Genomic DNA, 12282 nt, shown 5'->3' with positions numbered 1-12282 from the left:
TATCGAACGCAGCGACGCCCTCCCCCATTCCCGGCCCGTCCGGCGTGGCGCCGGCACCGCACGCTCCGCCGCACCGCAGGCTCCGCCGAGTGCTGTGGGATCCTGTCGCGGTGACTGCAGAGACCTCCCCCAAGGACCGGTTCATCACGGTCTACGGCCGTAACCCCGTCCACGAGGTGCTCCTCGACGAGGGACTGCTCGTCGACAAGGTGGTCATCGCCGAGGGCGCGCGCGGCAGCGGACTCCGGGAGATCCAGCAGGCGGCCCGCCGGCGCGGGGTGGCCGTCCAGCACGCCAGCGCCGAACGCGTGAAGAAGCTCGCCGGCAACGGCCGCCAGGACCAGGGCGTTTTCGCCGACGTCGTGGCGCCACGCATGCGCCCCCTCGAGGCCGCGCTCGCCGACGCCGCCGGGTCCCTCCGCTCCGTGCTGGTGCTCGACGGGGTGACGACTCCGGCGAACGTCGGGATGATCCTGCGGTCGGCCACCGCAGCGGGCGTCGACGGGATCGTCGTGCCCCGCAAGGGCGTCGCCTCGCTCGACCCGCTGGTGGTCAAGGCGTCCGCCGGTGTCGCCTTCCGGGCCCCGATCCTCAAGGCGTTCACCGCGGCAGAGGCTGTGGGTCAGCTCAAGGAGCGTGGCTTCCACGTCGTCGGCCTGGACGCCGGCGGCGACGACGACCTCTTCGCGGCGCACCTGCCCGAGCCCGTCGCGTTCGTCCTCGGCAGCGAGACCGCCGGCTTGGCTCCCGAGGTGGCGGATCTCGTGGACACGTGGGTGTCGATCCCGATGGCCGCCGGGGTCGAGTCGCTCAACGTCTCCGCGGCCGCGGCCGTCGTGTGCTTCGAGCTCGTGCGCCGGCTGCGCGCCTGAGCCTCACGCGCCCCACTTGTCCGCGAGGGCGCGGACGACCTTGAGGTCCCGGGCGGTGCCGGTGGCTCCGGTCAGTCGCTCGAGCCGCGCGTTGGTCAGCTTGACCCCGTGGGCGGGCTTGGTGAGGAAGAGCACGATGTCGGAACCGAGCACGACCGCTCGCTCACCCGGCTCGTCCCACTCCTCCAGGGCCGTGCGACCGCTCGCGGTGATGCCACCCGTGGTGAAGGTGACGTAGCGACGCGCCTGGCTCCCCAGGGGTGACTCGAGCGCATCGGCCTCCACCGCAGTCCGCCTCACGTCGGCCGGCGAGCGGACGATGACCGGCACGTCGAAGCCGAACTCCTCGCTGATGACCTCCCGCAGCGTCGACTCGACCCGGGACACGCTGCGCATCGAGGTCGTGACCCGGACGTTGCCACTCTGGATGTGCGTCACGACGTCGGCGAAGCCGTTGGCCGACAGGTGGTCGCGCAGGCGCTCCATCTTGACCCAGCGCTGTCCGACGTTGACCGCACGGAGGAAGCCGATGTAGGTGCCCATGTCAGAAGCCTGCCGTCTGCCGGGTGCACACGCCGCCGCCCACGACGCGAACCAGTCCTCCGACGTGAACACCACCGTCCGAGTCGACGTCGAGCAGCAGGCGGGACGGCCGGCCCACCGCGGCGCCCTGGCTGACGCACACCGACACCCCCCGGGCTCCCCGGGTGGCCAGCCAGCCGCCCAGGTTGGCACAGGCGGAACCGGTGGCCGGGTCCTCCAGGACAGACTGCCCCTGCGTGTAGAAGAGCCTGGCCTCGAGCTGGCCCGGCTCCGTCCACGCCCACACGTAGACGTGGGGTGGCCGGCCGGGCGAGGTCATGTGCTCCACCATCTGCGCCGCCACCGGCGAGCACGCCCGGACGGCCTCGGCCGAGGCGAGGCGAACCACCAGCTGTTCGACTCCTGCGTCCACCCACGCCGCGTCCTGGCGCACCACCGATGCCTCGTCGAGCCCCAGGGCGGCCGCGAGCTCCGCGCCGCTCGCGGCCACCTCGCGCAGCGTCGCCGGGCGGGCCGCCAGCCGCCACCCCTGCTCGGTGCGGACCACGGGGATGCGGCCCGCCGGCATGGTCAGGTGGACCTGGTCCACGCCGCCCGCCTGCCCCGCGACGACCTCGGCCGTGCCGAGGGTCGGGTGCCCGGCGAACGGCATCTCGTGCCCGGGGGTGAAGATCCGCACCTGCGCCTCCCCTGCCGCCTCGCCCGCACCGAGCGACGTGACGAACGCCGACTCGCTGAGGTTGAACTGGCGGGCCCACGCCAGCATCTCGTCGTCGCTCAGTCCTCCCGCCGCGGGGAAGACGCACAAGGGGTTGCCGGAGAACGGGTCGCCCTCGATGGCGAAGACGTTGAGCAGTCGGAAGGACAGGTCCATGGCGGCAGTCTGCCCCAGCGCGCGGACAGCGCGCCCGAACTGAGGGGATGCGACGCGACCAGCCCAGCAGGGCAGCCGGGGCCCACCCGTTACTGTGACAGGCATGGCCTCCCCCGACGGCGTCGTGCCCGGCAACATCTACCTCTTCCGGCACGGCGAGACGGCGTGGTCGCTCACCGGCCAGCACACCGGCACCACAGACCTGCCACTGCTGCCGGAGGGCGAGGCCGCGGCCCGCGAGCTCGCCGGCGTGCTGCGCAGCCACCGCTTCGAACGCGTGCTCGTCTCCCCGCTGCAGCGGGCCAAGCGCACCGCCGAGCTCGCCGGGCTCGGCGACTTCGAGGTCGAGCCGCTGCTGCGCGAGTGGGACTACGGCGCCTACGAGGGCATCACGACGAAGCAGATCAGCGCGGAGCTGGGCCACCCCTGGGAGGTCTTCGTCGACGGCGTCAAGCCAGGTGAGACCCCGGGCGAGACGATCCACGAGGTGGCGGCCCGGGCCCAGCAGGTCATCGACAAGGTCTGGCCCGACCTCGAGCGCGGTGACGTCGCCCTCTTCGGCCACGGACACGCCCTGCGGGTGCTGACCGCCACCTACCTGCGGGTCGACCCGTGCTTCGGCCAGCAGCTGGTCCTCGACGCGGGGTCGATGAGCGTGCTCACCCACCACCGATCCACGCGCTGCCTCGGCATGTACAACCTCTCCCCCTGGCGCTTGCTCTCCGACTGAGCGACCGCCGCTGCGGGCGTATGCCGTCAGCCGGGCGACACGGCATACGCGGGCGGGGCTGTCGAGCCCTCCCGGAACGACTCGCTCAGTCGCCGGGGAGCTCCCACGTGTGGACCGGCTCGTTGGCCATCATCCCTTCGATGTAGCGGGCGAGCATCTCGCGCAGGGCCTTGTCGCGGGTCAGGCCCCGGCTCTCGAGGCGTGCCACGCACTCGGACTGCCAGGAGGCCCCGTTGATGCCGTGCAGGCATCGCTGCTCGATGATCGTGAGGAACCGGTCGCGCACCGCCGTCGACACGCCCCAGCGCTGCAGCCCCTCGTTGGCCATCGGCAGCAGGCGGCGCAGGACGAGCTCGGTGGCCGGGACGTCACCCAGACCGGGCCAGTAGGTGCGGGCGTCGATGCCAAGGCGGGCACCCTCCTCGAAGTTGGACTCGGCGGCCGAGAAGCTCATCCGGGTCCACACTGGGCGGTCCTCCTCGGCGAGGACGCGGATCGTGCCGTAGTAGAAGGCGGCGTTGGCCATGACGTCGGCGATGCTCGGTCCGGCCGGCAGCACCCGGTTCTCGACCCGCAGGTGCGGGCGTCCGTGGACGATGTCGTAGATCGGGCGGTTCCAGCGGTAGACCGTGCCGTTGTGGAGGCGCAGCTCCCTCAGCTCGGGCACCTCGCCCCGCTCGAACACCTCCTCGGGCTCCTCGTCGTAGAGCTCGGGCAGCAGGGCCGGGAAGTAGCGGACGTTCTCCTCGAAGAGGTCGAAGATCGAGGTGATCCAGCGCTCGCCGAACCACACCCGCGGGCGCACCCCCTGGTTCTTCAGCTCGACGGACCGGGTGTCGGTGGCCTGGGTGAAGAGCGGGATGCGCGTCTCGGCCCACAGCCGCTGGCCGAGGAAGAACGGGGAGTTGGCGCCCAGGGCCAGCTGCGGTCCGGCGAGCACCTGGGCGGCGTTCCAGTGGTCTGCGAAACGCTCGGGCTGGACCTGCAGGTGCAGCTGGATCGAGGTGCAGGCCGACTCGGGCGCGAGGCTGTCGGAGTAGCGCGCGATCCGCTCGCCCGTCGGTCCCTCGAGCTCGAGCCACACGTCCTCGCCGCGAGCGTCGAGCACCGCGTTGTTGAGGGCGGCGTAGCGGATGTTCTCGCTGATCCAGTCGCCCTCGAAGTGCTCGGGCATGACGGTCGGCAGGATCCCGATGGCCACGATGCCGGCGCGCGCCTCGGCCGCCTTCTGCGAGGCCCGGTTGAGCGACTCGCGCAGATGCTCCTCGAGCTCGAGCGCGGCATCGCCCGGCAGCGGGCGCGGGTGGACGTTCAGCTCGATGTTGTAGCGGGCGAGCTCGGTCTGGTAGTTCTCGTCGGCGATCTGCTCGAGCACCGTCTTGTTGTCGAGCCTGGGCCCGAGGTCCTCGTTGACGAGGTTGAGCTCGATCTCGAGCCCGGTCATGGGCCGGTCGAACTCGAACTCGCTCTTGCCGAGCATGCGCTCGAAGACGTCGAGGTCGCGGCGCACCTTCTCGCGGTACTGCTGCCGCTGCTCACGCGTGTACCTGGCCTGTTCGACATCCGCTCCCACGTGCCGAGACAACCACACTCGAGGGGCTCGTGCGAGCCCCTCGAGCAGAGTGTTCAGCTCTCGAACGCCTCTGGCGGCGGGCAGGAGCACACGAGGTTGCGGTCGCCGTAGGCCCCGTCGATGCGGCTGACCGGCGGCCAGTACTTGTCGGCGGCGTGGACACCCACCGGGAAGGCGGCCTGGATGCGGTCGTAGGGGTGGTCCCACTCCCCTGCGATGTTGAGGGCGGTGTGCGGCGCGTGACGCAGCATGCTGTCGCCGACGGCCACCTCGCCGGCACGGATCGCCTCGATCTCGCCGCGGATCGCGATCATGGCGTCGCAGAACCGGTCGAGCTCGTAGAGGTTCTCGGACTCGGTGGGCTCCACCATCAGCGTGCCGGCGACCGGGAAGCTCATGGTCGGGGCGTGGAAGCCGTAGTCGACCAGGCGCTTGGCGATGTCGTCGACGGTCACGCCGGTCTCGGCGGTGATCTGGCGGACGTCGAGGATGCACTCGTGCGCCACGAGGCCGTCGTCGCCGGAGTAGAGCACCGGGAAGTGCTCGCGCAGCCGGGCGGCGATGTAGTTGGCGCCGAGGACGGCCATCTGCGTCGCGTGCTTGAGCCCGTCGCCGCCCATGAGCCGGACGTACGCCCACGAGATCGGCAGGATGCCCGCCGATCCGTAGGGGGCGGCGGAGACGGGTCCCACGCCGGTCTCGGGCCCGGCTTCGGCAGCGAGCGGGTGGTTGGGCAGGTGCGGCGCCAGGTGGGCGCGCACCGCGACGGGTCCGACGCCGGGGCCGCCACCGCCGTGCGGGATGCAGAAGGTCTTGTGCAGGTTGAGGTGGCTGACGTCGGCGCCGAACTTGCCGGGCTGGGCGAGACCGACGAGGGCGTTGAGGTTCGCGCCATCGACGTAGACCTGGCCACCGGCGTCGTGGACGAGCTCGCACAGCTCGGTGATGGTGTCCTCGTAGACGCCGTGGGTCGAGGGGTAGGTGACCATGATCGCGGCGAGGTCGTCACGGTGCGCCTCGATCTTGGCGCGCAGGTCGTCCATGTCGACGGTGCCACCGGCGGCCGTCCTGACGACGACGACCTTGAGGCCGGCCATGACCGCGGAGGCCGCGTTGGTGCCGTGGGCGCTGGCCGGGATGAGGCAGATCCGGCGGTGCCCCTCGCCGCGCGCCTGGTGGTAGGCGTGGATGGCGAGCAGGCCGGCGAACTCGCCCTGCGACCCGGCGTTGGGCTGGAGCGAGACGGCGTCGTAGCCCGTGATCTCGCACAGCCAGGCAGACAGGTCGTCGATGAGCGCGCGGATGCCCTCGGTCTGCTCGGCCGGCGCGAACGGGTGCAGGTTCGCGAACTCGGGCCAGGTGATGGCCTCCATCTCCGTGGTCGCGTTGAGCTTCATCGTGCACGAGCCGAGCGGGATCATGCCGCGGTCGAGCGCGAAGTCGCGGTCGGAGAGGCGACGCAGGTAGCGCAGCATCGCGGTCTCGGAGTGGTGCGCGTGGAACACCGGGTGGGTGAGGAACTCGGACGTGCGCTCGAGAGCCTGCGGTATGCCGGATGCTCCCTCCGCGACGTCACCGGCCGTCACCTCCTCGGACGGCCGGACGCCGAGGGCCTCGAGGACGGCGGCGACCGTCGCCGGCGTCGAGGTCTCGTCGAGGCTGAGCGAGATGCGGTCGTCGTCGACGCGACGCACGTTGATGCCCCGGTCGGCGAAGGACGCGACGACCTCCGCCCCGCGACCCGGCACGACCACGGTCAGGGTGTCGAAGAACGCGGTCGTCTCGACGTCGAGCCCGCCGTCGACGAGCGCCCCGCGCAGGGCCGTGGTGAGGGCCGTCACGCGCTTCGCGATCGCCACCAGGCCCGCGGGGCCGTGCCACACGGCATACATGCTCGCCATGACGGCCAGGAGCACCTGCGCGGTGCAGATGTTGGAGGTCGCCTTCTCGCGGCGGATGTGCTGCTCGCGGGTCTGCAGGGCGAGCCGGTAGGCCTGGTGGCCCTGGGCGTCGACCGAGACACCGACGAGACGTCCGGGGATCTGTCGCTCGAGGCCACGGTGCACCGCCATGTAACCGGCGTGCGGGCCACCGAAGCCCATCGGCACGCCGAAGCGCTGCGCGCTGCCGACCGCGATGTCGGCGCCCCACTCCCCCGGCGCCTTCGCGAGCGTGAGGGCCAGCAGGTCGGCGCAGGCGGTGACGAGCCCCTTGGCCTCGTGGACGGCCGTGGTCAGGGCCGACCAGTCGACGACCTCGCCGGTGGCGTCGGGGTACTGCACGATCGCCCCGACGACCGCCTTGCCGTCGGCGGCGGCCGCGAGCGACGTCGCCTCGGTGACCGCGCGCAGGTCGGTGACGACGAGCGGGAGGCCGAGGGCCTCCGCGCGCGTGCGCATGACGGCGGTCGTCTGCGGGAAGAGCCGCTCGTCGACGAGGATCACCCCGTCGGCGGCTGCCCTGCTCGCGCGCCGCATGAGCGACATCGCCTCGGCCGCGGCGGTTGACTCGTCGAGGAGGGAGGAGCCTGCGACGTCGAGACCGGTGAGGTCGGTGATGACCGTCTGGAAGTTCAGCAGCGCCTCCAGGCGGCCCTGCGAGATCTCCGGCTGGTAGGGCGTGTAGGCGGTGTACCAGGCCGGGTTCTCCAGCACGTTGCGGCGCACGACCGGGGGTGTGACGGTGCCGTAGTAGCCGAGCCCGATGAGCGAGGTGAGCACGGTGTTGCGCGACGCGAGCGAGTGCAGCTCCTCGATGACGGCGTTCTCGCTGGCGGCCGCCTGCAGCTGCAGCGGGGCGTCGGAGCGGATGGCACCGGGGATCGCGCGGTCGCACATCGCGTCGAGGCTCGGCTGTCCGACCACCTCGAGCATGCGGTGCACGTCCTCAGCCGCGGGACCCACGTGGCGCGTGACGAAGTCGGCCATGGCCGTCGAGGCGGAGCTTCCGGTGGTGACGGGCACGGACTGGTCGATCGACATTGGGGCTCCTGGCGGGATTAGAGCGGACGACACACGCTCCCCGTCTGTCGCGCGACCGTCGCCGGTGCCTCCAGAGTTGCCTCGCCCGCGTGGTCCTGGCGCCTGAGAGGTTCCGGGGATGTTGCCCCTTCGGCGCCCCGCAGGTGCCAAGGCACCCCGAGGACTCTCCCACGCAGGGTCGATCGGCACGTCAAATCTAGCAGCCGGGGGTCGGCGTGGTGACCGCCCGCGGCTGGGCGGGACTCAGGCCATGCGGCGGGCCTGGCGGCGGGCGGTCAGCTCGTCGTCGGGGTGCTCCGCGGGGGTCTCGTCGACCCGCTCGCTCGGGAGCATGGCCAGCTCGCCCTCGACCTCGCGCCAGACACGCCCGACGGCGATGCCGAAGACGCCCTGGCCGCCCTGGACGAGGTCGATGACCTCGTCGGCGGAGGTGCACTCGTAGACGGAGGCCCCGTCGCTCATCAGGGTGATCTGGGCGAGGTCCTCGACGCCCCGCTCGCGCAGGTGGCTGATGGCGACGCGAATCTGCTGCAGGGAGACCCCGGTGTCGAGCAGGCGCTTGACCACCTTGAGCACGAGGATGTCGCGGAAGCCGTAGAGGCGCTGGGTGCCCGACCCCGTGGCGCTGCGCACCGACGGCTCCACGAGCCCGGTGCGAGCCCAGTAGTCGAGCTGGCGGTAGGTGATCCCGGCCGCCTTGCAGGCGGTGGGGCCGCGATAGCCGCTGTCCTCGGCGAGCTCCGGCAGGTCGTCGGTGAACAGCAGGCCCTGCGACCCGGCGGGCAAGACCCGGCTCGCGTCGTGCGCGTCCTCGATGGCGGCCATGCCGTCCTCCTCCTGCTCGGGCTGCGCGTCGGTCTACGAGCGCAGACGACATGGGGATAACTACAGTCACGTCGTTCTCCGACGGTAGGCCGCCGCCTGCCTCCGGTCAATGACCGCGGCGGCTGGGTGCCCGGCGTGTCGATCGACGAGCGCGAACCTTCGATCTCTACCTGAGGGTGAGGATGGTGCCGTGCGGGGTGGCTCCGCTCACTCAGGCAGGTCGGGCCGATCCGGCCGGTCCCCCGTCTCGCCCTCCGGGGTCGGGCCCTCGAAGTCCTCGGCGGAGACGTGGTCGAGGAACTCCTTGAACTTCTCCACCTCGTCGTCCTCCTCGGAGGACACCACGATCGCGGCCTCGTCCAGGATCGCCGGCTCGACCAGGACCGGGGACCCGGTGCGCAGGGCGAGGGCGATCGCGTCGCTCGCCCGGGAGCTGACCTCGGTCTTGCCGCCGTCGATGACGAGCGACGCGTGGAACACCGAGTCCTTGAGGGCGACGATGCGCACCTCGGTCAGCTCGTGCCCCAGGACGGCGAGGATGTCGCGCATGAGGTCGTGCGTCAGCGGCCGCGGCGGGACCACGCCCTGCTGCGCATACGTGATCGCGGCCGCCTCAGCGGCGCCGATCCAGATCGGCAGGTAGCGCCCGCCGTCCCTCTCGCGCAGCAGCACGATCGGGTGGTTCGTGGGCATCTCGACGCGTACGCCGAGGACATCGACCTCTCTCACTCCTCCACCGTACCCCCCGCTTTGAAGGCCCGCGTCGGCACTAGTGGGCGAGGCCGTCCCTGACCAGCGCGACGTGCAGGGCGATGCAGGCAGAGGCGATCTCGGCTGCGCGTTCCTCGCGGCTGCCGCTCCCCCGCCGCGTCGCGAGCACCTGGTCCACGAGGCCGATCTCGCGGTCGGCGGCCGTGCGGAAGGGCCGCAGGTGCCGCGCCTCGAGACCGTGTGAGGCGAGCGCCCGGGCGGCGGCGGCGATGGCGAGGGAGTCCTGGCCGAAGAGCCCCCGATCGTCGCTGCGGAGCAGGCCGTAGGTCTCCAGGGCGTGCATCGTGTCCCGGTCGATGCCGGTGGCCTCACGCAGCTCCGGCCCCGTCAGGACCACCTCGCGCCGGGAGACCAGCTGCGAGGCGTCCGGCACCTCCGGGTCGACCGGAGGTGCCGGCGGACGCGGGCGTCCGTCGGGCTGGTCCGTGGGCTCGGACAGTCCGCGGTCGAGGGCGTCCAGCGCCTCGCGGATGACCTTCAGGGGCCAGTACCGGTCGCGCTGGGCGGCGAGGATGTAGCGCAGCCGCGCGACGTCGTCCTCGGAGTAGGTGCGGTAGCCGGAGGCCGTGCGGTGCGGCCGTACGAGACCCTCTGCCTCCAGAAAGCGGATCTTGGAGGTCGTGACGTCCGGGAACTCCTCGGCCAGGCTGGCCAGGACCTTGCCGATGGTCAGGCGGCGCGGTGCAGGCGCGGCGCCGGACGTCTTCTCACCCGCCTCGTGACCCACGACCGAGCCGGCGCTCATGCGGGTGTGTGCTGCTGCGCTCCGCCGGAGTAGTAGACGAGGCGGAACTTGCCGATCTGCACCTCGTCCCCCTGGTGCAGGGGTGCCTCGTCGATGCGCTCACGGTTGACGTAGGTGCCGTTGAGCGACCCGGAGTCGCGGACGACGTAGCCGCCGCCCCGTGCCAGGAAGGTGGCGTGCTTGCGTGACACCGTGACGTCGTCGAGGAAGATGTCCGAGTCGGGGTGGCGGCCGGCCACCACCTCCTGGTCGTCGAGGAGGAACCGGGCGCCGGTGTTGGGGCCTCGGAGCACGACGAGCAGGGCCGTGCCGGGACGCAGGGCCTCGATGGTCGCCTGGTCCTCGGCGGTCAGGCCGCGTGGCACTGCGGACTCGAGGTCCTGCGCCGGGACGCCTTGGAACCGCATGGTGCGGGGTTCGACGTTCAGGTCGTCGGGTTCGGGCGTGTCGCTCGACATGCTCCGCTCCTCCTCTGTGGCTCGGGCGGATCCGGGTCCGTCCACTCTAGTTGACTCCGTCGGCTCCGAACCCGGCCGACATGAGGCCGGGGGCGGCGACGGTGGGCCGGGCGTGCTGTCGCCCGAGCCGGACCTAGCCGGCACTCTCGGTGGCAGGTGCCGGCGACCCGGACGGGTCGGTGCTGACAGCTGGGGTGTGTCGAAGGCTCAGGAGAGCGTCGCGGTGTAGGCGTCGGCGTCCATGAGTCCCTCGACGGAGGAGGGGTCGGCGAGGCGCAGCTCAAACATCCAACCCTCGCCGTAGGGGTCGGAGTTGATCAGCTCGGGAGAGCCGTCGAGGGCCGGGTTCGTCGCGGTGACCTCGCCCTCGAGGGGGGCGTAGACGTCGCTGACCGACTTCGTCGACTCGACCTCGCCGCACGAGTCACCCGGCGTCACGGTGTCGCCGACAGCCGGGAGGGAGACGTAGACGACGTCACCCAGAGCGTCCTGCGCGAACGACGTGATGCCGATGCGCACCACTCCGTCCTCGCCCACGCGGACCCACTCGTGGTCGCTGGTGTAGCGCAGGTCAGAGGGGTACTGCAGGTCGCTCATGTCGCTCCTTCGTGGTGTGGCTCCGGCCGGTCGGGTCGAGCGGTGCCGGGCGGGGCGCCGTGGTGCCTGCACCGACTCGGCGAGCCGGTGCCGATGCGGCGGCACCTGAGAGGATGCCACGTCGACGGCGTCTGCGCAGGCAGTGCCGCGCCGGGAAGTGCGAGGCGTTCGGCAGGAGCCGACGGTCCCGGGACGCAGTGGGGCGGCTCGCCGGTCACTCCACCGGCTTGGCGTGGGTCATCGGTGTGGGCCGGTGCAGGGAGGTGATCTCGACGAGGCTCGACTCCGTGACGGTGGCCTCGGCTCCCTTCTGGCGCACCGACTCGACGATGCCGCCGGGAATCGTCATGGCGGACGACAGGGTCTTGGAGTCACCGATGGCCTTGATGACGATGGGACGGGGCACCGTCTGGCCGTCGATGAGGATCGCACCGTTGCGGTCCGAGACGAAGGAGGACGCGACCACGCGCGCGCCGCCCACGTCGATGGACTCGGCCCCGGCGTCGCGCAGCTCCTGGATGAGGTCGAGCACGATCGGCCCGTTGATGGCGTTGGTCGGGTCTGTGACCCGCATCGTGATGCCCGGACCCTTGGCGGCCAGCGTGCCGGCGAGGATCCCCAGGGTGTCCACCCGCTTCTGCGCCTGGTCGAGGGCCTCGGCCGCGGTGCCGGTGCCGCTCTTGAGCCGGTCACGGGTGGTCTCGAGCTCGCGAACCTGCTGGTCCAGCCGGGAGGAGCGCAGCGAGATGTCGTCGAGGACACGCACGAGGTCGGTCTGGCTCAGCTCGTCGAGGCCGCGCTGGTTCGTCAGCTGCACCTGGGCCGCGATGCCGACCCCGAGCAGCAGCGCCAGCAGGGCGCCCAGGGCGTTGGCGCGGGTCGCCCGGGGGCGGCTCATCCGGAGCAGGCGGCGCCAGGCGCCCCGGCCCTCCACCGCGCGGGGAGCGGTCTCGTGCTGGCGGCCCTCCGGCGCCGCGAAGTCGGGGTCGCCGCCGTCACCGAGGCCGGTCCCGAAGACGGGCGCCGGCGCGCCCGGTGGCACGCCACCGGCCTGGCCGTCCTCGGTCGTCTCCGTCGTGTCGGTCGTGTCGGTCGGCTCGGTCGTGTCGGTCGGCTCGGTCGTGTCGGTCGGCTCGGTCGTGTCGGTCGGCTCGATCGGGTGAGCCTCAGGCGCCTCTGTCCCAGGCGACTCGTTCTTGGTCGTCTGGCTCTCAGGAGCCTCGGGGCGCTCGGCGACCTCCGGCGTCCGGACGATCTTGTCCGACGTGCTGCCGGCCGCCTGCCCGGCACGGCGCTTCCTGCCCTTGCCCATG

At 71.8% G+C, this 12282-nt stretch carries 12 protein-coding genes and 1 riboswitch; of the genes, 2 read left to right on the top strand and 10 right to left on the bottom strand.

Annotated features, from left to right (window positions below; all coding sequences use genetic code 11):
- Positions 1–110: 110 nt before the first annotated feature.
- Complete coding sequence (locus ABD194_RS18060; protein WP_343993921.1) at positions 111–872, top strand: TrmH family RNA methyltransferase; 762 nt, start codon at positions 111–113, stop codon at positions 870–872.
- Positions 873–875: 3 nt separating this feature from the next.
- On the opposite strand, the gene ABD194_RS18055 is transcribed toward ABD194_RS18060, so the two are convergent.
- Both ABD194_RS18055 and ABD194_RS18050 read right to left on the bottom strand, forming a co-directional pair.
- Positions 876–1415: a DUF1697 domain-containing protein gene (locus ABD194_RS18055; protein ID WP_343993919.1), complete on the bottom strand. Its 540-nt coding sequence runs from the start codon at positions 1413–1415 to the stop codon at positions 876–878.
- 1 nt (position 1416) lies between these two features.
- Entirely contained in the window at positions 1417–2289 is an 873-nt protein-coding gene (locus ABD194_RS18050) for a PhzF family phenazine biosynthesis protein (protein ID WP_343993917.1), read from the bottom strand.
- Between the two features lie 103 nt (positions 2290–2392).
- On the opposite strand from ABD194_RS18050, the gene ABD194_RS18045 reads away from it, so the two are divergent.
- Entirely contained in the window at positions 2393–3019 is a 627-nt protein-coding gene (locus ABD194_RS18045) for a histidine phosphatase family protein (protein WP_343993915.1), read from the top strand.
- Positions 3020–3104: 85 nt separating this feature from the next.
- Here ABD194_RS18045 and ABD194_RS18040 read toward each other — a convergent pair whose 3' ends face one another.
- From ABD194_RS18040 to ABD194_RS18005, 8 genes are all read right to left on the bottom strand, one after another.
- A complete protein-coding gene (locus tag ABD194_RS18040) occupies positions 3105–4592 on the bottom strand; it encodes a glutamate-cysteine ligase family protein (RefSeq protein WP_343993913.1) in 1488 nt (495 codons plus the stop codon).
- Positions 4593–4645: 53 nt separating this feature from the next.
- Positions 4646–7573, bottom strand: a complete 2928-nt coding sequence (gene gcvP / locus ABD194_RS18035; protein ID WP_343993911.1) for an aminomethyl-transferring glycine dehydrogenase — start codon at positions 7571–7573, stop codon at positions 4646–4648.
- Between the two features lie 80 nt (positions 7574–7653).
- Positions 7654–7754, bottom strand: a riboswitch (glycine riboswitch).
- A 62-nt stretch (positions 7755–7816) separates the two neighbouring features.
- Complete coding sequence (locus ABD194_RS18030) at positions 7817–8398, bottom strand: MerR family transcriptional regulator (protein WP_343993909.1); 582 nt, start codon at positions 8396–8398, stop codon at positions 7817–7819.
- Between the two features lie 207 nt (positions 8399–8605).
- Positions 8606–9127: a bifunctional nuclease family protein gene (locus ABD194_RS18025; RefSeq protein WP_343993907.1), complete on the bottom strand. Its 522-nt coding sequence runs from the start codon at positions 9125–9127 to the stop codon at positions 8606–8608.
- 40 nt (positions 9128–9167) lie between these two features.
- Positions 9168–9914: a transcriptional regulator FtsR gene (gene ftsR / locus ABD194_RS18020; RefSeq protein WP_343993905.1), complete on the bottom strand. Its 747-nt coding sequence runs from the start codon at positions 9912–9914 to the stop codon at positions 9168–9170.
- On the bottom strand, positions 9911–10372 hold the full coding sequence (locus ABD194_RS18015) for an FHA domain-containing protein (protein ID WP_343993903.1): 462 nt from the start codon (positions 10370–10372) through the stop codon (positions 9911–9913). Before ABD194_RS18015 ends, ftsR begins: the two co-directional genes overlap by 4 nt.
- 207 nt (positions 10373–10579) lie before the next feature.
- Positions 10580–10969 carry a glycine cleavage system protein GcvH gene (gene gcvH, locus ABD194_RS18010; RefSeq protein WP_343993901.1) on the bottom strand — a complete coding sequence of 130 codons (390 nt, stop codon included), beginning with the start codon at positions 10967–10969 and terminating at the stop codon, positions 10580–10582.
- A gap of 214 nt (positions 10970–11183) precedes the next feature.
- On the bottom strand, positions 11184–12281 hold the full coding sequence (locus tag ABD194_RS18005; protein WP_343993899.1) for a DUF881 domain-containing protein: 1098 nt from the start codon (positions 12279–12281) through the stop codon (positions 11184–11186).
- Position 12282 lies beyond the last annotated feature (1 nt).

It is taken from the genome of Terrabacter terrae (genome assembly GCF_039529575.1).
GTDB classification, from domain to species: Bacteria; Actinomycetota; Actinomycetes; order Actinomycetales; family Dermatophilaceae; genus Terrabacter; species Terrabacter terrae.
The sequence above is the reverse complement of the archived record's forward strand: the minus strand, read 5'-3'. Positions and strand labels throughout refer to the sequence as shown.